Origin of the sequence: Sulfitobacter sp. W074 (genome assembly GCF_025142275.1) — a bacterium.
GTDB classification, from domain to species: Bacteria; Pseudomonadota; Alphaproteobacteria; order Rhodobacterales; family Rhodobacteraceae; genus Sulfitobacter; species Sulfitobacter profundi.
This window is the reverse complement of sequence record NZ_CP081130.1, coordinates 1,812,927-1,835,080: the sequence shown is the minus strand read 5'-3', so window position 1 is coordinate 1,835,080 and position 22,154 is coordinate 1,812,927. Positions and strand designations below refer to the sequence as shown.

Annotated in this window: 26 protein-coding genes and 1 tRNA gene; 12 read left to right on the top strand and 15 right to left on the bottom strand. The window is 62.4% G+C overall.

Features of this window, described 5'->3' with window-relative positions; all coding sequences use genetic code 11:
* Nucleotides 1-42 precede the first annotated feature (42 nt).
* Both K3762_RS09015 and K3762_RS09010 read right to left on the bottom strand, forming a co-directional pair.
* The gene (locus K3762_RS09015; protein ID WP_132443460.1) at nucleotides 43-765 is read right to left on the bottom strand and encodes a GNAT family N-acetyltransferase; all 723 of its coding nucleotides are present in this window, start codon (nucleotides 763-765) and stop codon (nucleotides 43-45) included.
* Between the two features lie 65 nt (nucleotides 766-830).
* The gene (locus tag K3762_RS09010) at nucleotides 831-1,295 is read right to left on the bottom strand and encodes an outer membrane protein assembly factor BamE (RefSeq protein WP_120351000.1); all 465 of its coding nucleotides are present in this window, start codon (nucleotides 1,293-1,295) and stop codon (nucleotides 831-833) included.
* 90 nt (nucleotides 1,296-1,385) lie between these two features.
* Between K3762_RS09010 and K3762_RS09005 the strand changes: the two genes are divergently transcribed.
* The 8 genes from K3762_RS09005 to K3762_RS08970 all read left to right on the top strand — a co-directional run bounded on the left by K3762_RS09005 (nucleotide 1,386) and on the right by K3762_RS08970 (nucleotide 7,204).
* Entirely contained in the window at nucleotides 1,386-1,937 is a 552-nt protein-coding gene (locus tag K3762_RS09005) for a DUF177 domain-containing protein (protein ID WP_132443723.1), read from the top strand.
* Nucleotides 1,938-2,138: 201 nt separating this feature from the next.
* On the top strand, nucleotides 2,139-2,345 hold the full coding sequence (rpmF, locus tag K3762_RS09000; protein WP_067629003.1) for a 50S ribosomal protein L32: 207 nt from the start codon (nucleotides 2,139-2,141) through the stop codon (nucleotides 2,343-2,345).
* Nucleotides 2,346-2,395: 50 nt separating this feature from the next.
* The gene (gene plsX, locus K3762_RS08995; RefSeq protein ID WP_260008996.1) at nucleotides 2,396-3,472 is read left to right on the top strand and encodes a phosphate acyltransferase PlsX; all 1,077 of its coding nucleotides are present in this window, start codon (nucleotides 2,396-2,398) and stop codon (nucleotides 3,470-3,472) included.
* On the top strand, nucleotides 3,469-4,440 hold the full coding sequence (locus tag K3762_RS08990; RefSeq protein ID WP_067628999.1) for a beta-ketoacyl-ACP synthase III: 972 nt from the start codon (nucleotides 3,469-3,471) through the stop codon (nucleotides 4,438-4,440). Before plsX ends, K3762_RS08990 begins: the two co-directional genes overlap by 4 nt.
* 109 nt (nucleotides 4,441-4,549) lie before the next feature.
* Complete coding sequence (ihfA, locus tag K3762_RS08985) at nucleotides 4,550-4,852, top strand: integration host factor subunit alpha (protein ID WP_067265868.1); 303 nt, start codon at nucleotides 4,550-4,552, stop codon at nucleotides 4,850-4,852.
* A 3-nt stretch (nucleotides 4,853-4,855) separates the two neighbouring features.
* Nucleotides 4,856-5,905, top strand: a complete 1,050-nt coding sequence (locus K3762_RS08980) for a MerR family transcriptional regulator (RefSeq protein ID WP_132443462.1) — start codon at nucleotides 4,856-4,858, stop codon at nucleotides 5,903-5,905.
* Between the two features lie 67 nt (nucleotides 5,906-5,972).
* Nucleotides 5,973-6,049, top strand: a tRNA-Pro gene (locus tag K3762_RS08975).
* A gap of 78 nt (nucleotides 6,050-6,127) precedes the next feature.
* Nucleotides 6,128-7,204 (top strand): 2'-deoxycytidine 5'-triphosphate deaminase, encoded by a 1,077-nt coding sequence (locus tag K3762_RS08970; protein ID WP_120352198.1) that lies wholly within the window; start codon nucleotides 6,128-6,130, stop codon nucleotides 7,202-7,204.
* Nucleotides 7,205-7,441: 237 nt separating this feature from the next.
* Here K3762_RS08970 and scpB read toward each other — a convergent pair whose 3' ends face one another.
* From scpB to K3762_RS08935, 7 genes are all read right to left on the bottom strand, one after another.
* Nucleotides 7,442-8,098 carry an SMC-Scp complex subunit ScpB gene (scpB, locus tag K3762_RS08965; protein ID WP_132443463.1) on the bottom strand — a complete coding sequence of 219 codons (657 nt, stop codon included), beginning with the start codon at nucleotides 8,096-8,098 and terminating at the stop codon, nucleotides 7,442-7,444.
* A gap of 3 nt (nucleotides 8,099-8,101) precedes the next feature.
* Nucleotides 8,102-8,896 carry a ScpA family protein gene (locus K3762_RS08960; RefSeq protein WP_132443464.1) on the bottom strand — a complete coding sequence of 265 codons (795 nt, stop codon included), beginning with the start codon at nucleotides 8,894-8,896 and terminating at the stop codon, nucleotides 8,102-8,104.
* A complete protein-coding gene (gene nagZ / locus K3762_RS08955; RefSeq protein WP_120350995.1) occupies nucleotides 8,889-9,896 on the bottom strand; it encodes a beta-N-acetylhexosaminidase in 1,008 nt (335 codons plus the stop codon). Before nagZ ends, K3762_RS08960 begins: the two co-directional genes overlap by 8 nt.
* Complete coding sequence (locus K3762_RS08950; protein WP_240791524.1) at nucleotides 9,896-10,903, bottom strand: SPOR domain-containing protein; 1,008 nt, start codon at nucleotides 10,901-10,903, stop codon at nucleotides 9,896-9,898. The genes nagZ and K3762_RS08950 overlap by 1 nt, the downstream gene beginning before the upstream one ends.
* A gap of 79 nt (nucleotides 10,904-10,982) precedes the next feature.
* Entirely contained in the window at nucleotides 10,983-12,728 is a 1,746-nt protein-coding gene (gene argS / locus K3762_RS08945; RefSeq protein ID WP_132443466.1) for an arginine--tRNA ligase, read from the bottom strand.
* 106 nt (nucleotides 12,729-12,834) lie between these two features.
* Nucleotides 12,835-13,455, bottom strand: coding sequence for a hypothetical protein (locus K3762_RS08940; RefSeq protein ID WP_260008987.1), 621 nt, complete (start codon nucleotides 13,453-13,455; stop codon nucleotides 12,835-12,837).
* Nucleotides 13,456-13,503: 48 nt separating this feature from the next.
* Complete coding sequence (locus tag K3762_RS08935; RefSeq protein WP_260008985.1) at nucleotides 13,504-14,661, bottom strand: deoxyguanosinetriphosphate triphosphohydrolase; 1,158 nt, start codon at nucleotides 14,659-14,661, stop codon at nucleotides 13,504-13,506.
* Nucleotides 14,662-14,757: 96 nt separating this feature from the next.
* Between K3762_RS08935 and K3762_RS08930 the strand changes: the two genes are divergently transcribed.
* Complete coding sequence (locus tag K3762_RS08930; protein WP_067627534.1) at nucleotides 14,758-15,081, top strand: iron-sulfur cluster assembly accessory protein; 324 nt, start codon at nucleotides 14,758-14,760, stop codon at nucleotides 15,079-15,081.
* Nucleotides 15,082-15,097: 16 nt separating this feature from the next.
* On the opposite strand, the gene K3762_RS08925 is transcribed toward K3762_RS08930, so the two are convergent.
* Both K3762_RS08925 and K3762_RS08920 read right to left on the bottom strand, forming a co-directional pair.
* On the bottom strand, nucleotides 15,098-16,159 hold the full coding sequence (locus K3762_RS08925; protein ID WP_240791525.1) for a DUF6902 family protein: 1,062 nt from the start codon (nucleotides 16,157-16,159) through the stop codon (nucleotides 15,098-15,100).
* Nucleotides 16,160-16,212: 53 nt separating this feature from the next.
* A complete protein-coding gene (locus K3762_RS08920; protein WP_132443468.1) occupies nucleotides 16,213-16,476 on the bottom strand; it encodes a DUF6749 family protein in 264 nt (87 codons plus the stop codon).
* 348 nt (nucleotides 16,477-16,824) lie between these two features.
* Between K3762_RS08920 and xth the strand changes: the two genes are divergently transcribed.
* Nucleotides 16,825-17,607, top strand: coding sequence for an exodeoxyribonuclease III (gene xth, locus K3762_RS08915; RefSeq protein ID WP_120350991.1), 783 nt, complete (start codon nucleotides 16,825-16,827; stop codon nucleotides 17,605-17,607).
* 3 nt (nucleotides 17,608-17,610) lie between these two features.
* Here xth and K3762_RS08910 read toward each other — a convergent pair whose 3' ends face one another.
* A complete protein-coding gene (locus tag K3762_RS08910) occupies nucleotides 17,611-18,195 on the bottom strand; it encodes an HNH endonuclease (RefSeq protein ID WP_067621954.1) in 585 nt (194 codons plus the stop codon).
* Nucleotides 18,196-18,340: 145 nt separating this feature from the next.
* Here K3762_RS08910 and K3762_RS08905 point away from each other — a divergent pair, with 145 nt between their 5' ends.
* Complete coding sequence (locus tag K3762_RS08905) at nucleotides 18,341-18,784, top strand: VOC family protein (protein ID WP_132443469.1); 444 nt, start codon at nucleotides 18,341-18,343, stop codon at nucleotides 18,782-18,784.
* Here the strand turns inward: K3762_RS08905 and K3762_RS08900 are convergent.
* Genes K3762_RS08900 through K3762_RS08890 form a run of 3 tightly spaced genes read right to left on the bottom strand, consistent with a single transcriptional unit; the run spans nucleotide 18,781 to nucleotide 20,818 of the window.
* On the bottom strand, nucleotides 18,781-19,446 hold the full coding sequence (locus tag K3762_RS08900) for an alpha/beta hydrolase (RefSeq protein WP_067939390.1): 666 nt from the start codon (nucleotides 19,444-19,446) through the stop codon (nucleotides 18,781-18,783). The genes K3762_RS08905 and K3762_RS08900 overlap by 4 nt on opposite strands.
* A complete protein-coding gene (locus K3762_RS08895) occupies nucleotides 19,443-20,075 on the bottom strand; it encodes a DNA-3-methyladenine glycosylase (protein WP_120350988.1) in 633 nt (210 codons plus the stop codon). Before K3762_RS08895 ends, K3762_RS08900 begins: the two co-directional genes overlap by 4 nt.
* Nucleotides 20,072-20,818 (bottom strand): precorrin-6A/cobalt-precorrin-6A reductase, encoded by a 747-nt coding sequence (locus tag K3762_RS08890; RefSeq protein ID WP_260008979.1) that lies wholly within the window; start codon nucleotides 20,816-20,818, stop codon nucleotides 20,072-20,074. The genes K3762_RS08895 and K3762_RS08890 overlap by 4 nt, the downstream gene beginning before the upstream one ends.
* A gap of 123 nt (nucleotides 20,819-20,941) precedes the next feature.
* On the opposite strand from K3762_RS08890, the gene K3762_RS08885 reads away from it, so the two are divergent.
* A complete protein-coding gene (locus K3762_RS08885) occupies nucleotides 20,942-22,153 on the top strand; it encodes an MFS transporter (RefSeq protein ID WP_260008976.1) in 1,212 nt (403 codons plus the stop codon).
* Nucleotide 22,154 lies beyond the last annotated feature (1 nt).

Here is a 22,154-nt window from a genome sequence, read left to right as displayed (position 1 = left end):
CTCTCGGCGCGGGCAAGGTCAATGTCCAAAGGCGCGCCCGGGTCAGGCCAATGCGCGCAAGAGCCGCGCGCGGTTGGGTGGGATCGCGGCGATCTCAAGCCCGGTAAAGACGTGCAGCGTGTTCATCTGCCGGTCGATCACGGCGTGATCGCTGACCCATCCCCCCATCGCCAGATAGCTACGCAGCAGCGGCGGGATCTGCTGGCGCGCGCGCCGGGGATCTGCGGTATGGCTGTCGCGGGCGTAAGCGTGGATATCCGCGGCTTTGGCGGCAGGCCGCCAGTGTGCCGGGGCAAGGTGCTGCTGTTTCAACAGGGCAAAGGCATCACGGTAGGCGGCAGGATCGGTGCCCGCAAAGGAGGAACAGCCGAACAGAAGCGCCGCACCGCTGCGGTCAACCTCTCGCGCCAACTGCCCCCAAGCGAGGCGCTGAATATCGGGGTCGTGCCAATCTGGATGGATGCAAAAGCGCCCAAGTTCCAGCATGGCGCCCTCCATACCGTGTAGGCGGCTCAGGTCATAGAATTGCGCGGCATAGCTTTGGCCAAGGCTCGTGCCCTGAAACCGCCTCAGGCGAAAGCAGCAGATCAGCGTACCGCTGGCGCGGTCCTCGACCAGAAAATGCCGTGCAGCCGCGTCGAAGGGGTCTCTGTCTGGGGTGGTTCCGGTCTGAAAACATTGCGCCCGAAGCGTCTGCGCACGGGTAATGTCAGCAGGCGTGATGGCTTCGCGCGTCAGATATCGGCCCGGGGGCGCATGGGTCATCTGCGAGGTCGCCTTCGCTTGTCCGCTGTCCCGCCGACCGTCCGGCGGGACATGCCGGGGGAAACTTAGCTGCCGAATGCCGAGGGGCTAAAGCGGCCGATGTTGCCCAGAAGCTGACGCAGGAAGGTGTTATCGGCTACGGGAGATGTCGTCACGCGGCGCGATAGCGGCACAACTTGCCCGCGTTCCAGCCCAAAGCGCTCGACATTCGACACCACACCCGCCTCATTGAAGCTGACGGTCACCACTTCACGCTCGATCTCTTTGGCGGCCAGAAAGCCCAGAGCCCGTTTGCGCATTTTAACGTAATAGTAACTATCATCGCTCAAAACACCTGAAACGGTGGGCACACCGATCTTCTGGGCGACGCTTTCTTTGGTATCGCTGCCAACGACGACCTGCTCAAGCTGGTCCTGCGGCGGCACATAGCCGTGGTTTTCATACTGCGGGCTGCAGGCTGTGAGAAGCAGTGCAAGGCCCATACCTGCGAGCCGGAGACTCGTCTTGCCGGTCTGTTTCGATTTGCGCATTTGCTCTGCCCTCTTGCCCTGACGGATTATGGCTTTTATTTCGCATACACCAAGGCACCCCAAGTGTACAAGAAACGAAAGTCGGATCTCATGTCGCGCAAATCACCTACGCCCACCGCTCTACGGGTCGCTGACCTGTCCCAGACGGAGCCAAACGGCTTTGCGCTGCGCCCTGAGGCAGAGGCGCTGGCGCAGATCGCCGAGGAGTTGACCCTCTCCGCGCTGCGCAAACTCAGCTTTTCAGGGAGCATCAAACCCCTCGGCAAGCAGGACTGGCAGCTTGACGGGAAATTGGGCGCGACCGTGGTGCAGCCCTGCGTGGTCACGCTGGAACCCGTTACCACGCGCATCGACGCGCATATCACCCGCCGCTTCGTCCATGATTTCGAACTCCCCGATGAGGAGGAGGTCGAAATGCCCGAGGACGACACCACCGAACCGCTGGGTCAATGGATCGACCCTGCGCAGGTGATGATTGAGGCGCTGGCGCTGGAAGTGCCGGAATACCCCCGCAAGGGCGATGTCGAACTGGGCCAGATGGTCCATGCCGAACCCGGGCAAAAGCCGATGACCGACGAAGACGCGCGGCCCTTCGCGGGCTTGGGTGCCCTGCGCGATGCGCTAAAGAAAGACGAAACCTAAAGAAACAGGCGGAAAACCGCGGGTATTCGCGCTTGCATCGCGGCGAATTCGCGTTATTTTGCCGCCCTCACCCGAATTAAGGTTGGACATTGCGCGGCTGCGGCCCTAAAGCGTCGTCACGCCCGAAACGGGGTCCGAATTGAAACACGGTTGCGGCCTGCCACATGCACGTCAGCAACCCCGAAGGCAAAGGCACCAGACATGGCTGTCCAACAGAATAAAGTATCTAAATCCCGCCGCAACAACCGCCGCGCCCACGATTCGCTGTCCGCAGCGAACCCGAACGAATGTTCGAACTGCGGTGAGCTGAAGCGCCCCCACCACATCTGCGCTGCTTGCGGTCACTATGACGACACCGAAGTTGTCGCCCTGACCGAAGAAGTAGACCTGGAAGACGACGCAGCATAAGCTACGGTTGTTTCCAAGGTTTTCTCTAAGGCAGTGAGGCATTCGCACTGATGACGGCCCAGCCCGATCACCCCAACGCGAAAGCCGGACACACCCTGATCTCGGTCGACGCGATGGGTGGTGACGAAGGCCCGGCAGCAATTGTTGCCGGGTGTGCGCTTTCTGCGACAGCAAATCCCGACATTGGTTTTATCCTGCATGGTCCCCGCGATCAGTTGGAGCCTTTGATCGCCAAACGTGGCGAGTTGTCGGGCCGTTGCGAAATACGTCACGCCACGGATGTCGTCACGATGGACGACAAGCCGAGCCAAGTTGTGCGTACCGGCAAAGACAGCTCCATGTGGTCGGCCATCGAATCCGTGCGCAGCGGAGAGGCGGCCGTGGCTGTCTCTTGCGGCAATACCGGCGCGCTGATGGCGATGTCGATGATACGGCTGCGTAAATTGCCGGGCGTGAACCGCCCTGCGATTGCCGTGCTCTACCCGTCTTCCAACCCCCAGGGGTTCAACGTGATGCTCGACGTGGGCGCCGATGTGCGCGCCGACGCCGATGATCTGTTGCGTTTCGCGCTGATGGGCACCTCCTATGCCCGCAACGGCATGGAACTGGAGCGCCCCCGCGTCGGTCTGCTGAACGTCGGCACCGAAGAGCATAAGGGCCGTACTGAACTCAAGGAAGCCTACGATCTGATTCGGGCCCAAGGCGATGCCACCGGGTTTGAATTCGTCGGTTTCGTCGAGGGCGGCGATATCTCGGGCAACCGCGCCGATGTTATCGTGACCGACGGTTTCACCGGCAATGTCGCGATCAAGACCGGCGAAGGCACCGCCAGCATGATCGGCAACCGCCTGCGCGAGGCGTTCAAATACTCGCCCCTGTCGCGGCTGGCCTCGCTGCTGGCCTATACATCCCTGCGCCGCCTCAGCAAAAAGATCGACCCACGCCGTGTGAACGGTGGCGTCTTTCTGGGTCTGAACGGCACGGTGGTGAAATCGCACGGCTCTGCCGATGCGACCGGCATCTCTGCTGCGATCAAACTCGCCGCGCAGTTGTCGCAGAATAAATTCAATGACAAGCTGGCCGCTCGCGTTGCCGGGACGCTGCCAGCCGAGGAGTCCGTCAAATGAGCCTGCGCGCCGTTGTCACTGGTTGTGGCCACTACCTGCCCGCCCGTGTCGTGGAAAATGCCGAATTTGAAGCGACCCTCGACACAAATGACGAATGGATCCGCTCGCGCTCGGGCATCGAACGCCGCCACTTTGCCGCCGAAGGAGAAACCACCTCCACCATGGCCAGCGCCGCAGCGCGCAAGGCGCTCGAAGACGCCGGGCGCGATGTCTCTGACGTGGATGCGATCGTCGTGGCCACCTCTACACCTGATCTTACCTTCCCCTCCGCCGCGACCATGGTGCAGGCCGAATTGGGCATGACCAGTGGTTTTGCCTTCGACGTGCAGGCGGTCTGCGCGGGCTTCGTCTATGCGCTGGCAAACGCCAATGCGTTGATCGTATCCGGTCAGGCGCGCAATGTGCTGGTGATCGGAGCCGAGACTTTTAGCCGGATCATGGATTGGACCGACCGCTCGACCTGTGTGCTGTTTGGCGACGGCGCGGGCGCGTTGCTGCTTGAGGCGCAAGACGGCAGCGACAGCCCGTCCGACCGGGGCATCCTCGCGACGGATTTGAATTCTGACGGACGCTACCGTGACCTGCTCTACGTCGATGGCGGCGTGTCGACCGGCACCACTGGCTATCTGCGGATGCAGGGCAATCAGGTGTTTCGCCACGCGGTCGAGAAACTTGCCGCCACCGCCAATACCGCGATGGACCGCGCCGGCGTCAGCGCCGAAGATGTCGATTGGATCGTGCCGCATCAGGCCAACATCCGCATCATACAAGGCACCGCAAAGAAATTGAACCTGCCGATGGAGCGCGTGGTCGTCACCGTACAGGACCATGGCAACACCTCGGCGGCCTCGATCCCGCTGGCGCTGTCTGTGGGCCGTGAGCGTGGCCAGATCAAACAGGGCGATCTGATCGTCACCGAAGCCATTGGCGGCGGTCTGGCGTGGGGCTCTGTTGTTCTGCGCTGGTAAGTCCCTGAGCTAACGTGGAAAATCTCTGCCGAATCGTGCTTGATCCGGGCATTGATGTTGACTCTAAAATTCTGAGCAGCATATGCTATTGGAAAGCATGGGGGATATAATGCCGAACAAGACATTGACGCGCATGGATTTAAGCGAAGCTGTATTTCGTGAAGTCGGTCTGTCTCGTAATGAGAGTGCTCAACTGGTCGAAGCAGTGCTTGAGCATATGTCCGACGCTCTGGTCGACGGGGAACAGGTCAAGATTTCCTCTTTCGGCACCTTCTCGGTACGCGACAAGACCGCGCGTGTGGGCCGAAATCCGAAAACCGGCGAAGAAGTTCCAATCAACCCGCGCCGGGTGCTGACCTTCCGCCCCTCGCATTTGATGAAAGACCGCGTTGCCGAAGGCAACAAGTCCTGACCCATGGTCAAATCGCCGGACGCTTTTCGCACCATCTCCGAAGTCGCTGACTGGCTCGGTATTCAGGCCCATGTTCTGCGGTTCTGGGAGAGTAAGTTCACCCAAGTGAAACCCATCAAACGGGCTGGAGGGCGGCGCTATTACCGTCCGGCCGATATGCTGTTGCTGGGTGGGATCAAGAAACTGCTGCACGATGACGGGCTGACCATCAAAGGCGTCCAAAAGATCCTCCGCGAGGAAGGGATGACCCATGTGTCCTCCCTCTCTGCCCCGCTTGATGAGCTGGATTTTGCGGAGCCTCGGCCCGCCCCCAAACCTGACATCATCCGCCCGGAAACCGGGGTGGTTCTGAACTTTGGCGGCGCAAAGTCTGACGCCGTGCCCGAGGCCGATGTCTCGGACGAGGACGCCGAAGAGGCAGAGCCTGCCGCCGATCTGGGTGAGAACGCCCTGCCCGTCGAAGAACCCGCAAGCGCAGCGGAGGCGGCGCCTGTCGAAGAGGCACCGAAAGCACCGGAGGCCGCGCCTGTGGCGGTGCCGCGCCGCTCGCCCGTGCCGCCCGCCGATGACCACCCACGGGCCACACCTGATCCGCTGGCCCCGTCTGACAGCGCGACGCCGGATGCGCCGCAATTGGATGAACCTGCCGCTGATGCTGCGGTTGAGCCCGCCCCGGCTATGTCCGTCCCATCTAAGCCAGAACCGTCCGAGCCTGAACCGGCATCAAACGCCAGCCTCCCCGATTTTCTCAAACGCCCACTGGCTCCCGAGCCTGAACAGGCAACCGAAGCGGCGCCCGACCCCGCGCCTGAGCCCGCAGAAGCCGCACCCCAAGAAGACGAGGTCGACCACACGCCCAAACCCGCGATCATCGATCTGCCTGATTTCACCCCCGAAGCCGATTTCCCCGCCAGCCCGGGGCTGCTGAGCGTTGGCGCCCGTGTCCACCGTCTGCCGCGTGACGTGCAACCTCGGGTTGCCGGTCTGCTGCTGGATCTGGCCGAATTGCGCGCGCGTATGGCCGCGGAACCCGGCACCGAAACAAATTACTAATCGCGATGAAAAGTTTGGCAATTCCCTCTTGCGCCCCCTGCGAGATCGGGTATGAAGCCCACGTAGTCGGGCTATGGCGCAGCCTGGTAGCGCGTCCGTCTGGGGGACGGAAGGTCGCAGGTTCGAGTCCTGCTAGCCCGACCAACCGACTACAACAAAACGCCCGCGCCGGTAACGCGCGGGCGTTTGTCATTTGAAAGGCCCCGTTTGATGCCCAATGCGATGAACGGGGTGCTCCCCAACCAGCAGATTGCAGCGATGATCGACAGCGGTGCCATTGCCGCCGATCCGGCGGTGACCTCCGCGCAAATCCAGCCCGCCAGCCTTGACCTGCGGCTCGGCAATGTCGCCTATCGCGTGCGCGCGTCTTTCCTTGCGGGGCACGGGGCCAAGGTCGCGGATCGTTTGGAAGAATTCGAGATGCACCGCGTCGACCTCAGCGATGGGGCCGTGCTTGAAAAAGGCTGCGTCTATGTGGTCCCCCTGATGGAGCGGCTGGCCCTGCCCGAAGGTGTCTCTGCCGTGGCGAATGCCAAAAGCTCCACCGGGCGGCTTGATCTTCTGACCCGCACCATCACCGACGGCGGCACCGAATTTGACCGGATCGCGCCGGGCTATACCGGCCCGCTCTATGCCGAGATCTGCCCCCGTTCCTTCTCGGTGCTCGTGCGCCCCGGTATGCGGTTGAATCAAATCCGCTTTGGCAGCGGGGATGCGACGCTCGATGATGACGCCCTGCGCGCGCTGCATGACACCACGCCACTGGTGGACGGCACTGCCGTGATTGACGAAGGGTTGGGCTTTTCCGTCGATCTGCGGCTGCCCGGCACCAGCCTTGTCGGCTACCGCGCGAAGCCGCATACCGGGGTGATCGACCTCGACAAGATCGGCCACTACGACCCCGCCGCCTATTGGGAAGAGGTGCACAGCACCAATGGCCAGATCATCCTTGATCCCGGCGCGTTTTATATCCTTGTCAGCCGCGAAGCGGTGACGATCCCGCCCGCCTATGCCGCTGAAATGGCACCCTATTTGGCAATGGTCGGAGAGTTCCGCGTGCATTACGCGGGTTTCTTCGATCCGGGCTTTGGCCATGCCGAAGCAGGTGGTGCAGGCTCACGCGGGGTGCTTGAGGTGCGCTGTCACGAGGCGCCCTTTGTGCTGGAGCATGGGCAGGTCGTGGGGCGCTTGGTCTATGAGCATATGGCGCAGATCCCCAGCCAGCTTTACGGCGCTGACATCGCGTCGAATTACCAAGGTCAGGGTCTGAAACTGTCGAAGCATTTCCGCTCCGTCTGACCGCCTACCGCGAGCGAAGAAACCGGCGCAGCAAGCGGACCCCTCGCTGCGCATTGCGCGCATTGAAAGCGGTGCCCCCGCGCGAGCGGCCCTTTTTACCCACGCCAGCGCCTCGTGACATTAAGCGGCGCATGACATGGCGCAGAACCATATTGACGATCGGTTTCATCAGCCCTCTCCCTTGGATCAGCAAAACTGATGTAGTGGCGGCGGGGCGTAAGTCAGCCCCGACCCCGATTAATCTTCGAACAGCTCGCTCTGGCCTTCGGTGGTTTCTGGCTCGTCCTCGCCATCGCCTACGGTGGGCAGCAGACCGGCGGGCGGGCGGTTTTCCAACAACCCGGCAGAGCGCAGTTCTTTGAGCCCCGGCAGGTCCCGCGCGCTCTCTAGACCGAAGTGATCCAGAAACTCCTGCGTGACCACAAAGGTCACCGGACGGCCCGGCGTCATCTTACGGCGGCCAAAGCGGATCCACTCCATCTCAAGCAGTTGATCGACCGTGCCGCGTGACACGGCCACGCCGCGTATCTCTTCGATTTCGGCGCGGGTGACGGGTTGGTGATAGGCGATGATCGCAAGCGTTTCGATCGCAGCGCGGCTGAGTTTGCGGGTCTCGACCGTTTCCCGATGCATCAAAAAGCCAAGGTCCGGCGCGGTGCGAAAAGCATAGGCGTCGCCGACTTTCATGACCTGCACGCCGCGCCCCTGATAGCGGTGGCGCAGAAAGGCCATCGCCTCGCCCACGTCAGAGCCGCCCGGCAGCCGCTGTTCCAATTCTCGCAGCGTGATTGGTTCGGAACTGGCGAAAAGCACGGCTTCGATCATACGCTCCTGTTCGGCCAGCGAGGGCGCGTCGAACAGTTTCTTTTCTTTCGTTTCAATCTCTTCCGACACGCATCAATCCTTCTTGCGCAGTTGGATGGGGGCGAAAATCTCTTTTTGCCGGATCTCCATATGCCCCTCTTTGACCAATTGCAGGGAGGCCGCAAAGGTCGCAGCGGTCGCTGAGCGGCGGCGCTCAGGATCGCTTTCCCAGCCCTCGGGCAGGTAGCTGTTCAGATCACCCCAATCGCCCGCATAGCCGATCAGCCCGCGCATCCGTTCCAGCGCCTCTTCCATGGTAAAGACCTTATCGCGGTCCATCACAAAGGGGCGGAAATCCTCCCGCGTGCGGGTGCGCGCATAGCCCTGCATCAGGTCCAGCAGCGTCGCGGTATAGGTGACCTTTTTGACAGTGGTGATCTCTTGAGTCTGGCCGCGGGCAAAGAAATCCCGACCCAGTTGATCCCGCGCCATCAGGCGTGCGGAAGCGTCCCGCATCGCCTGCAGGCGTTCCAGTTGGAAAGCCAGATGGGCGGCCATTTCTTCGCCCGAGGGGCCTTCTTCGGTGGGGTCCGGCGGCAGCAAAAGGCGTGATTTCAGGAAAGCCAGCCATGCGGCCATGACGAGGTAATCCGCCGCCAGTTCCAACCGCAGTTCTTTGGCACGCTCGACAAAGGCCAGATACTGCCGCGCCAGTTGCAGAACCGAAACCTTGCGCAGATCGACCTTTTGCGTCCGGCTCAGCGACAGCAGCAGATCAAGCGGCCCTTCATAGCCTTCGACATCAATGATGAACGCCTCGGCGGCCAGCCGGTCGGCCACGGAGCCACCGGCCCCGCCCCTGTCTTCCTCGAATGTCGTGTCAGCCATGCAATGCCCCGCCCAGAAGCGTCTCAAGCTGGGCGCTGAGGGCGTCGATGTCAACGTCGTCGGGGGTTTGCCGCGCATCCAACGCACGCAGCGCGCGGGTCTGGGTAGCTGTAGTCATCTCGCCTGCGGCCTCGGCCACGGCGCGGCGTTCTTCCAGCGGTCCATTGCAAAAAAGCGCGACATCACAGCCCGCGGCAATGGCCGCACGGGTGCTTCCCGCCGGGGTCATCTGCAGGGCTTTCATCGAAATATCGTCGGTCATCACAAGGTTATCAAAGCCGATATCATCGCGGATGATCCGCATCACCTCTGACGACAGAGTCGCGGGCGTGTCGTCCAATGCGTCATAGACCAGATGTGCCGTCATGCCCATGGGCAGGTCGCGCAGGCTGCGGAACGGCGCGAAATCCACGGCCTCCAGATCAATGCGGCGGGCATCCACGCGGGGCAGATTGTGATGGCTGTCGAGCGTCGCACGGCCATGGCCCGGCATATGTTTCATCACCGGCAGCACGCCCCCGGCCAGCAGCGCATCGGCAACGGCGCGGCCAATCTCGGCCACCTGCCCCGGCGTTTCGCCATAGCACCGGTTGCGCAAAAACGGATGGGTCTTGGGCCCCGCTACATCGATCAGTGGCGCACAGTTGCTGTCGATCCCGACGCTGTGCAACTCATGGGCGATGATCCGGTACATCAAGTAAAAGGCCTTCGTCGCCCGTTCCCCGGCGCGCGCGGCCAGTTCCATCGGCGGCATCCAATCGCGCCACTGCGGGGCGCGCATCCGCTGCACGCGGCCTCCCTCTTGGTCGATGGTGATTACTGCCTCATGGCCTGCCGCCTCGCGCATCTCATCACATAGCGCGCGGACCTGATCCGGGCTGTCGATGTTGCGGGCGAAAAGGATGAAGCCGAAGGGCCGCACGTCACGAAAGAACGCTTTTTCCTCGACGCTGAGCTGGAGGCCCGTCGCGTCGAGGATCGTGGCCCCGAAGGGACGCATCAGCGCATCACCACCGGGATGCAATCCGCATTTTCGGCCACAAGTGCCGAACAGAAGCGCCGCGCATCGGCGATGTCGTCAAAGCCCATGGCACGCAGGCGATAGAACACCCGCCCGCCGCTGGTGGCCTTTTGCACAACGCGATTCTTACCTTCGAGATAGGCACCGAAACGGCCCTGCAAACGGTCCCATTGTTCGCGGGCAACCTCGGGGCTGTCAAATGCACCAAGCTGGGCCATCCGGGTGCCAGCGGGAAGGGCCGCGGGATCAACCTCTTGGGCGACAGTCGCGACCGGATTGCTCTGGACTGCGGCGGGTGTCACCACGGCACCGCCTGCCGGGCGGCGGCGCGGACGCAGGGAGTTGCGCACGCCGGGCGCGTTCAATACGGCCTTGACGACTTTTGGCTGCACGGAGGTATCGGCCAGCGCCATCGCCACGGCGGCATCGACCGGATCACCAGAGGCGCCCGCCCCGGAGAGCGGTGCGACACCATTGGTCAGCTGCGCCACGAGGTCTTGAACATTGCCAGAGCGGATCGCGGCGGAGGCATCGATCAGGTCGCCGTCATTCTCGTGGGCGACGGCGGGGGTCGCATTGCCCTGTGTCTTTGCGGCAACCATCGCCACTTGAACGGGCTGGTCTTCGTCTTGCAATTCCATTTGACGCGGCGCGAGGCGCAGTTGATCTGCGGGGCGACCGGCGCTGCCTTCGGCGGCAACGACATTGACCGATAAGCCCTGATGGCGGGCCAATTCGCCGCCCGGCTCATCGGGACGCACGCGGATCTCGCCTTCGATGGCGCGGACCACCGGAATGCCGGTCACATCACGCACCAGCAGCTTGTAGCCCCAAACACCAATCCCCGCGACTAGCGCCAAGGAAACCACAGCACCTGCGATATTGGTGAGCGTTGTCAGGGTCTTGGGCCCGCTGCCCACTGCGTAGCCATGCGCGGAATCGGGCGCATAGCCCGCCGTCGTCGGGGAAGACGTGAAATCTGCCATCTCTGCCTCTTTGCCCGGCGTGATACATCGCCACGCGGGTCTGGTCATGGGGTTGCCTGTTTTCGGCGCGCTGGTGCGGTTATCGCATCTCCTGCGCCGGTGTGACCCCAAGAATACCAAGACCCGCCGCAATTACAATCGCAACGGCACGCGACAGGGCAATTTTTGCCTGCGATGTGGCAGCGTCCCCTTCTTGCAACGCACGCAGCCCGTCTTCGGAACGGCCCAAGTGGTAGAGGCTGTGGAAATCGGACGCGAGTTCATAGAGGTAGAAGGCCACCCGGTGCGGCTCGTTGCTGCGCGCGGCGGTTTCGACCAGACGCGGCCATTCGGCCAGTTTGCGCAGCAGGCCCAGCTCGGCATCATGGTCAAGCTTGGTCAGATCCGCATCCATCAGCGTGGCATCGGCAACCTCGACCCCGGCCTCTTGGGCTTTGCGCAGGATCGAAGCCACCCGCGCATGGGCGTATTGCACATAGAACACCGGGTTTTCGCGGCTTTGTTCCAGCACCTTGTCGAAATCAAAGTCGAGCATCGCGTCGTTCTTGCGCGTCAGCATGACAAAGCGCGTCACATCGGGGCCCACCTGATCAACCACATCGCGCAGGGTCACAAAGGTCCCTGCCCGTTTGGACATCTTGAACGGCTCGCCGTTTTTAAAGAGTTTCACCAATTGCGTCAGCTTGATGTCGAGCGGCACATGACCATCGCTCAATGCCGACACGGCCGCCTTCATCCGCTTAACGTAGCCGCCATGATCCGCGCCAAAAATGTCGATCAGCATGTCGAAATCGCGGCTGACCTTGTCGTAGTGATAGGCGATGTCGGGGGCGAAATAGGTCCAGGACCCGTCGGATTTCTTGACCGGGCGGTCCACGTCATCGCCGTGTTCGGTGGATTTGAACAGCGTCTGTTCGCGCGGTTCCCAATCTTCGGGCTTCTTGCCTTTTGGCGGCTCCAGCACGCCTTCGTAGATCAGCCCTTTGGCTTCGAGAGAAGCAATCGCCGCTTCGATCTGGCCGGTGCCGTAGAGGGATTTCTCGCTGTAGAAGACATCCATCTCAACGCCGAGGGCTGCCAGATCCTCACGGATCAGGTTCATCATCGCATCGGTCGCAAAGTCGCGGATATGATCAAGCCATTCGCTCTCAGGTTGATCGACCAGCTTGTCGCCATACATCTTGGCCAGCGCCTCGCCCAGCGGGATCAGGTAGTCCCCGGGGTATGTGCCATCGGGGAAGGCCACCTCTTTGCCATTGGCTTCGAGGTAGCGCAGGTAGACCGAGCGTGCCAGCACATCGACCTGCGCGCCGCCGTCGTTGATGTAATATTCGCGCGTCACGTCGTAGCCTGCGAAATCCAGCAAGCTCGCCAGCGCATCGCCAAAGACCGCGCCACGGGTGTGGCCCACATGCAGCGGCCCGGTGGGGTTGGCCGAGACATATTCGACGTTCACCCGCTGACCCGCGCCAAGGATCGCGCGGCCAAAGTCGGTGCCTTGGTTCAAGACTTGCCGTGCCACGTTCTGCCAGACCGAAGGCGCAAGGCGCAGGTTGATAAAGCCCGGGCCGGCCACTTCGGCAGAGGTGATGCGCGGATCGTTTTGCAATTGGGCGGCCAATGCTTCGGCGATATCGCGTGGCTTCATGCCCGCGGGCTTGGCCAGCACCATCGCAGCATTGGTCGCCATGTCACCATGCGCAGGGTCGCGTGGCGGCTCGGCGGTGATCGGGTCAAAGTTCAGGGTCGCAGGCAGGGCGTCCTGCGCGACCATCTGTTCCAGCGTCGCAATGATAAGATGGCGAATTTCGGCAAATAGGTTCATGTCGGGTATCCTTGTTCCCCGCCCGTTTATCATGTGCGGGGGTGCAGTCAATCAAGCGGCAGGCCGCGAGGGCCCAAGTCAGGGAATGGCGTTTGAAGCGGCGGTATCAGCCGAGGTCCAAACGCCCACTTCGGAGCCGTCGGCCAGCCTCGGACCCCAGGAACAGCGCGCTGTCTGCCGCGAGCTCGGCTTGCCCCTCGGGTACCGTAATCAGGTGAAAATGCAGCCCGCGTGCGCCAAACACCTTATCGAGCGCGGCATTGGCGGCCTCAAATGCGCCGATCATGCCATGTCCGGCGAGCGCCAGTGGCTGGCTGGGGCGCGGCAGGACGGTCACGACAGACCCCTGCCCGGCCACCAAGCCCCGGCCCAAAGCCCGCACCATGGCAGATAGCCCTCGGATCTGCGCGTCCATGCCCTTGGCGCAATCGTCGGGGTCCAGCGGCATCAGGTTCAACACCAAATGCAGCGGCGTGCCGCCCCAGTTGCGGTAAAGCGGCTCGAACCGGCTGACCAGATCCCCGGCAAGCGCCAGCCCTTCAACCCTTGCGGTCGACTGGCTCATCAGCCGTGCCAGCACGGCGGGATCACGGTCCATCGCCACGACTTCCGCCCCTAACTTCGCCGCGCGCTTGGCGACCGTTGGGCCCGGCGCTTGACCCGCCGAAAGGATCGCAAAGGTCGCGTCACCGGCAAGGCTTTCCGGCAGAACGGGGGTTTGTATCATGTCACGTCACCTATGGATCACAAAAGGTAGGCTACCATGCCGCAAAGATTAGCGGAAGCTGCGCAAATCACTGCCAAAGAGACGGGCGTGTTCTTGCAACGCAAATCGGTCAGTCATGCCCGCAATGTAATCCGAGACCATCCGCGCCAGCGTGGTTTCATTCTCTGCCGCCTCGATCGCCGCCGCCCAGTGGCGCGGCAACAGATTGGGTTGGGATAAAAACAGCGGAAAGAGGTCTTCGACCACCTTCGTTACCTTCTCGCGATTTTCCATCACCGAGGGGGCGCGGTACATGCGGGTAAAGAGGAACTTTCGGATCTCGCGCAGGTCCTGCCAGACAGGATCCGAAAAACGGATCACCGGACGGCCCAGATGGCGGATGTCATCGGGCGATGTCGCCCCCGTCTCTTTCAGCAGTTTGGACGATGTTTCGATCACATCGCCTACCATCACGCCAAAGACCCGGCGCAGCGCCTCATGACGGCGGCGGTAGCTGTCGGTGTCGGAGTAAAGCCGGTCCACTTCCGCATAGGCCGCGCCGACCATGGGCAGCTCGGCAATCTCGGCTTCGGTGAACAGCCCTGCCCGCAGTCCGTCGTGCAGGTCGTGGTTGTTGTAGGCAATGTCATCGGAAAGTGCTGCCACCTGTGCCTCGGCGCTGGCGTGGGTGTGCAGTTCCAGATCATGGCGCGCGTTATAGTCAGCCAGCGCATGGGGCACGCCGCCCGTGACCGGCCCATTGTGCTTGGCAATCCCTTCGAGCGTGTCCCACGTCAGGTTCAGCCCGTCGAATTCGGCATAGTGCCGCTCCAGCGTTGTGACGATCTTGATCGCCTGCGCGTTGTGGTCAAACCCACCGTAGGGTGCCATCAGCTTGTGCAGCGCATCCTCGCCGGTGTGGCCAAAGGGCGTGTGGCCCAGATCATGCGCCAGCGCCACGGCCTCGGTCAGCTCGCCATTCAGGCGCAACGCCCCTGCGATGGTGCGCGCCACCTGCGCCACTTCGATGGAATGGGTCAAACGGGTCCGGAAATAGTCGCCCTCATGCTCCACAAAGACCTGCGTCTTATGTTTGAGCCGCCGAAAGGCGGAGGCGTGAATGATCCGGTCCCGGTCCCGCTGATAGCAGGAGCGAAACGTGCTTTCCTCCTCCGGCACCAACCGTCCCTTGGCGGTGTCCGGATCCGAGGCGAATTCTGCGCGCATTGCGGCTGGTCCTCTCTCGCGGTCCTTGTGACCTGTCCTTGTGGTTTCTATATGTTAGGGGAACACGAAAGAAAACCGATGCATCGGAGCCCGCAGATGAACCTGCCCCCCAAAGTCACCCCCCGCGCCTTTGAACGCCTTGCCGAGATCGGCGCCGCCGACGAAGGCAAAGCCCTGCGCGTCGCTGTCGAAGGCGGCGGCTGCTCAGGGTTTCAATATGACATTGCGCTGGACGAACCTGCCGAGGATGACCTCGTTCTGGAAGGCAGCGGTCAGAAGGTGGTGGTCGATAGCGTGTCCCTGCCGTTTCTGGCCGATGCGGTGATCGACTTCACCGAAGAACTGATCGGCGCGCGGTTCACGATTGAGAACCCCAATGCCACGGCGGCCTGCGGCTGCGGCACGTCCTTTTCGATGTGAGCACATCCGGGCGCGTTCAGGCGCGCACCCGTGCGAACCCCTCGAAAAACTGTTCGAAATGCGGGCCAGAGCGTTCGGCTGCGAGCAAGATCGCATGGCTGTCAGGTCCGAGATAAGACAGAACATGCGGGCGCATATACCCCCAATCCGCGCGCCGCTGCGCCCCCATATCATTCAGGCAAGCTGCCAGCGGGCGCAGCGCACCTTGCCCGCTGCGGGAGGCGTGAAAGCGCAGCGCGCCTTGCGGCATGGTTTGGGCCAGTGACGAACGGTCTGCGATTTTCATGGCCCAGCCGGTGACAAGAAATTCGTGATAATCGTCATGCATGGGCGCATCGGGCTCGGCTTGAACGCGCAGGGCGCGGTGGTAGGCCGCGATGGCATCTTCCCACAGTGGGCTTGGGTAATTGCCGCTGAAACGCAGCGCGGCGCAGACCTCGGCCAGCAGATCCATGTCTTGATCCAGAAAGGCCAGCAGCCCGGTGAAATGCAGGCTCTTTAGTGTCCCGTCTGGCAGTTCGGGAATCTGGCGGCCATAATCCGACAAGTAGAAAATGATATGTGTCAGCTCATAAGCCGCCTTTCGATTGGGCATGGCAAAGGTGACACTGCGCGAGACGAAGTCGCGCAGCCGCTGGCCAAGCGCCCCGTCACCGACCTGCGGCCCGACACCCCGACGGCGCAGCAGACGGCGGGCCTCGGCGCGTTGCAGGTCTGACAGTTCTGCGCCTTCCAGATCCGCCCGCGCAACCCTGCCGCAGAGCGCCGCGCCGTGTTGCTTTGGCAGGCCGATTGCTTCGAGGTCGAGGCAGATCGACAGGATAAAACGGTAGTATTGTGGGAAATTGCGCAGCAGATCGCGGCACCCTGCGTGGAATGCGGCGAGCGGCTCTAGCGCCTCGGCGTCCAGCGCGGCGCCCGTGCTTGCCAGCACCCCCAGCAGTTCGGCGTTTTCCTTGAGCCAAAAAACATCCCCCTGAGCGCGACGCTCCTTCGCAAAGCTGCGGATCAAGCGGGCAGATTGGACTTCCGGGTCGCGGCACTCGGCAGGTCTCAGCAGAACAACATTGGTCATCATAGCGCCTCCAGATGGGAAACAGCGGGCGACGGGGCCGCCCGCTTGAACCAGTTTCAGGCATCAAAGCGCAGCACCTGCGCCTCGGTCGGCGCGAGGCCGGTTGTGAAAAGACCGACCCCCGCCCCCTGCGCGATGCTGCCGCTGTCGTGGTGCAGACCGGTGGTGAACATCTCGGTCCCCTCGCCCATCAGCATGTCACCGCCTCCGCGGTTAAGACCGGTGGTGAAAAGGCCAACCCCCGCGCCGAGCATCATCGGCTTGTCCTGTGTTTCAGGCGCTGTTACGGGGGCGAAGTTACGTGCGGAAATAGCGGTCATCGTGGTGTCCTTTCAAAGGGCTTTGCAATTTAAAGATGTAGTCCAATTACTGATGCACGTTAAAATTGTTTCGCCAAGGATTTTTCGCCTAAGTTATTGTACTGGTTAAGTTATCCACATTAGTGTCGCGCCACAGTTTCGACCAATTGTTCGACTTTCCATCCTTTGCATGGTGCCAACTAAAAACCTTCCACAGGGCTGTTGCAGAACAATGCAGCGCGGGAGAATTCCGCGGCTCTAGTTATACTAGAACTTGCCGCCCAAGAATCACCCTAAGCGCGCAGCCCTCCCCCTTGCTCCGCCACCGCATTTGCGCGATAGCAGACCCACGTCGAAAGAGGGCCGGATATGAAAATCGCGAGTTTTAACATCAACGGTATCAAAGCCCGCGCCGCGGCCTTGCCCGAGTGGCTCGACGAGGCGCAGCCGGACGTGGTTGTGCTGCAAGAGATCAAGTCGGTCGACGAGGCCTTCCCCCGCGAGATGCTCGAAGAGCGCGGTTATAACGTCGAGACCCACGGGCAGAAATCTTTCAACGGTGTGGCGATCCTGTCGAAACTCCCGCTGGAGGATGTGACCCGCGGCCTGCCCGGCGATGACGAAGACGATCAGGCTCGCTGGATCGAGGCCACGGTCGTGGGTGACGATATGGCGCTACGGGTTTGCGGGCTTTACCTGCCCAATGGCAACCCGGTGCCGGGGCCAAAGTATGACTATAAACTCGCTTGGATGGCCCGGCTACAAGCCCGTGCCGAGACGCTACTGGCCGAAGAAACGCCCTTCCTCATGGCGGGCGATTACAACATTATCCCGCAGGCCGAAGATGCGGCCAAACCCGACAGTTGGCGCGAAGACGCCCTATTTCGCCCCGAATCCCGCGCGGCGTGGCGGCAGCTGGTGAACCTTGGGCTTACGGATGCTTTTCGGGCGCGCACCCAAGGGCCGGGGCATTATTCGTTCTGGGATTATCAGGCCGGTGCCTGGAACCGCAACAACGGCATCCGCATTGACCATTTTCTCTTGTCGCCGACCGTGGCGGACCGGCTGCGCGATTGCCAGATTGACCGCGATGTGCGCGGGCGTGACAAACCGTCGGACCATGTGCCGATCTGGGTCGAACTGGATATCTAAGCGTCAGGCCTGAAGCTCGGCATCCCAATAGAGAAAATCCATCCAGCTTTCATGCAGATGGCCGGGCGGGAATTTGCGCCCCATGTTGCGCAACTCTTCGGCGGCGGGTTGGCGCGGCGGTTTGCGCAAAGCCAGCCCCGTGCGGTGCAAGGGCCGCGAGCCTTTGCGCAGATTGCAGGGGCTACAGGCCGCCACCACGTTTTGCCAGCTTGTCACCCCACCCGCAGCGCGGGGCACCACATGGTCAAAGGTCAGATCCCCCTTCGCGCCGCAGTATTGGCAGCGGAATTCATCCCTCAGAAATAAATTAAAGCGCGTGAAGGCCACGCGCTTTTGAGGTTTGACATAGTCTTTGAGAACGACAACGGAAGGGATCCTGATCACCGTAGAGGGGCTGCGCACCACCTCGTCATATTCGGCGACGATCTCGACCCGGTCGAGCCATTTGGCCTTTACCGCTTCTTGCCACGGCCACAGCGACAGCGGATAATAAGACAATGGCCGATAATCCGCGTTGAGCACCAGCGCGGGGTGGTGTTTGAGCGCCGCCGGGTGGCGGGTAAATTCGGTCCTGAAATCGCCGTCCATCTGGTCGCGTCCTCTGCCCGTTTTAGTCACTATATCTCGCGGTTTCTCTCTGGCAAGACAAAGGTGAACCACTAGATGTCGCCGGTTTTGCCCAAAGATTACGACAGAGGCGTGACAGATGGGCAGGGTTTGTTAACCTTGTGGCATGATGAAAAGCCCCCTGCCCGATGCGCCCGCCCCGCAGTCCTTGCTCGAAGCCGCCGTTTACGTCGATGATCTGGATGCGGCGCGGGAGTTTTACCGCGACATTCTGGGTCTAAAACTGTTTCAAGAGGTGCCGGGGCGGCATATGTTCTTTGCGCTTGGCCCCTCGGTCTTGCTGGTCTTCAACCCCACGGCAACAAGCCAGCCGCCCGGTAATCCGAAGATGCCGGTGCCGCCCCATGGGGCGCGGGGGCCGGGGCATGTCTGCTTTGCGATGAAACGCGATGAGATCGCCGCGATGGAGACGCGGCTGCAGGCCGCCGGGGTCGAGATCGATACCAGCTTTGACTGGCCCAACGGGGCGCGCTCACTTTATGTGCGCGACCCGGCAGGCAATTCGGTCGAATTCGCAGAGCCGTGGCTCTGGGATGAGATGAAGGGTTAAAGCCCCAGTTTGTCGCGCATAAAGGCCAGCGCCACGCTCAGCCCATCCGGCGCGATGCCATGGCCGGTGCCCTTCATCACATGGGCGTAGACGTCCTGCCACCCGGCCTCTTGCAGGGCTTCGGCGGCCTGCGGCAGGGATTGCGGTGCCACCACATCGTCGGCATCTCCGTGCACCAGCAGCACCGGCGGCTTGACGCGCGCCTCTTCGGCCAGCGCTTCGGGGTTCAGCAGGCGGCCCGAAAAGGCCACGATGCCCGCCACCGCATCCTCGCGGCGCGGGGCCACATGCAGCGACATCATCGTACCTTGGGAAAAGCCGAACAGCACGACCTGTTCCGGCAGCACGTCTTCGTCGACCATCAGCGCGTCGAGGAAGGCGTCGAGGTCTTCGACCGCGCTCATCATGCCGCGCATGGATTCCTCTTCGGACGACCCGTCGATCCACGGAATCGGGAACCATTGGAAGCCCATCGGTGCACCCGCGCAGGCTTCGGGCGCATCGGGAGCGATGAACAGCGTGTCGGGCAAATGCTCGCTGAGAGGATCGGCGAGGCCCAGCAGGTCAGCGCCATTGGCCCCATAGCCATGCAGGAACACCACAACCGACCGTGTGGTGCCAGAGACCGGCTCGCGGCGCTCGGCGTTCAAAACCCGTGTCATGACAATCCTTCCTTTTGTTTCAACACCCGGTAGTAGGCAAAGAGCAAGCGCGCCGCAACCGACCGCCAAGGTGACCAAGCGGCGGCCATGGCGGTAAGGTCTTTCGGCGTCGGGCGCGCGGGCAGATCAAACAGCCCCCGCGCGGCTTCTTGCAACGCAAGATCGCCACTTGGAAAGATGTCGCGACGGCCCATGCAGAACATCACATAGACCTGCGCGGTCCACGGCCCGATACCCGGCATGGCGACCAACGCGGCAATGGCTGCGTCATCGGATAGGCAGTGCAGCGCGTCAAAGTCAAACTTCCGCTCTGCCAAGGCCAGCACATAGCGTGCTTTGGGACGGCTCAGACCCGCGGCGCGCAGACCGTCGTCGCCCGCGTGCAGGACGTTTTCCGGGCGGTCCAACCCCGCCTCCACCAGCCGCGCATAGATCGCCCGGGCAGAGGCCACGCTCACCTGCTGCCCCACGATGATGTCGAGAAGGCCCGCGAAACCCGGCGGGCGCAGGCGCAGGGGCAGCGGACCGGTGCGTGCAAGCGCCATGGCAAAACGCGGCTCGGCTTCAGACAGCCAAGCGGCTCCCTCGGCCACATCGGCGTTGCAGGTGATCGGGAGCGCAAGGCTCACAGCTGCGCCGCCCAGTCCATCATCGCGTCAAGGTCGGTCAGGCAGCGCACCCCCTTTGGCAGGCGCGGCTTTTCGATGAGGATCACCGGCAAGCCAAGGGCGAGTGCGGCGTCGACCTTGGGGCGGCTGGCCGCGCCGCCAAGGTTGCGGCAGATCAGCAGGTCGACGCCAAACTCGCGAAACAGCGCGGTTTCGGTCGCCACCGTGAAAGGCGGATCGCCAAAGATGAGATCCACAAAGTCATAGGGCGCGGGCCGGTCATGGCGGCTGGTCTGGCGCAGCATGAGGCGCGCACCCTCAAACGGCAGAAACTGTGGCAGGCTGGCCCATCCGGTGGCGGCAAAGACGCAGGCCCCGGGCGGCACCGCACGGGCGGCGGCGGGTACATCGCTGGCCGATTGCAGCAGCGGATCATCCAAGGTCCAGCCGGGGCGCGCAAAACTGACAAAGGGCTTATCCAAGGCGGCGGCAGTGGCAAAGCCTGCGTGGCTCAGCCCCGCGTCGAACCCATGGCTGAGGTCCAAAACCGCGTCAAAACCCGCCATGTCGCGCAGCAAGGCGGTGGTATCTTCTGGGTCGCGCATCTCAAACGCCATCGGCATCGGATTGCTGCCGCGCGGCGGTTCCGTCAGCCATGCGGTGACCCTGTGACCGGCCTCAGCCAAAGCGACGCCAAGCTGCCGCGCCTCGGCAGTGCCAGCGAGCAGAAGAAGGTTCAGCGAAGGGTGGTTTGAGGCGGTCATCGGCGCAATCATCGGCGAGCTTGGCGTCGGGTGCAAGCGGGATCGGGGGCGCAAAAACCGGGGCCGGGCTTGCCCTTACGCATCGGCAGGGCTACGCCTTGGCGGGAAGTGAGGAATTCAGACATGATCGACGACAGACGCGCCCGGCGCAACGTAGCGGTGCTGGTGGCAGCGCAGGCCTTTCTTGGTGCGCAGATGCCGATGATTTTCCTCGTGGGTGGTCTTGCCGGTCAGTCGCTGGCGACCAATGTCTGTCTTGCCACGCTGCCGATCTCGATGATCGTGCTGGGCTCCATGCTCTCGGCCACGCCGGTTTCGGCCATCATGCAAAGGTTTGGCCGACGGGCGGGGTTTTTTCTGGGGGCTGCGGGCGGAGCATTGGGCGGCGCGGTCGCGGCCTATGGGCTTTATCTCGCGTCTTTCCCGGTCTTTTTGCTCGGCTCCCTGCTGACGGGCGTCTATATGTCTGCCCAAGGGTTCTACCGTTTCGCCGCCGCCGATACTGCCTCGGATGACTTCCGGCCCAAGGCGATCTCTTATGTGATGGCGGGCGGTCTGGTCTCGGCCATCATCGGGCCGCAGCTTGCCACGGCGACCTCTGGCAGCCTCGTGGTGCCCTTCCTTGGCACCTATTTGGCCGTGGTGGCGGTGAACGTTGTGGGCGCGCTGCTGTTTCTTTTCATCGACATTCCAAAACCGCCGATCCCGGCGCATGACGCGCCCAAGGGCCGCAGCCGCTGGGAGCTTCTGACCACGCCGCGCATCGCCGTGGCGGTGATCTGCGCCATGGTGGCCTATGCGCTGATGAACCTCGTGATGACCTCGACCCCGCTGGCCGTCGTCGGCTGCGGTTATAGCCAAGATAACGCGGGCTACGTGGTCACTGGCCACGTGCTGGCGATGTTCGCGCCGTCCTTCTTTACCGGCCACCTGATCAATCGGTTCGGGGTCGAGCGGATCATGGGCCTTGGCATCGTGATCCTTGCCGCCGCAGGACTGGTGGCGCTGCAGGGGGTGGAACTGGGCAACTTCTTTGTCGCGCTGATCCTCTTGGGGCTGGGCTGGAACTTTGGTTTTATCGGGGCCACGACCATGCTCGCCGGGGCGCATGAGCCGCATGAGCGCGGGCGGATGCAGGGCCTGAACGATCTGCTGGTGTTCGGCGGCGTGACCGTCGCCTCGCTCGCCTCGGGCGGTTTGATGAACTGTTCGGGCGGCACGGCGCAAGAAGGCTGGGCAGCGGTGAACTTTGCCATGGTGCCGTTCTTGGTGCTGGCCGGTGGCTCGCTGATCTGGCTGGTGCTGCGCAGCCGCAAAGAAACGCAGCTGAGCTAAG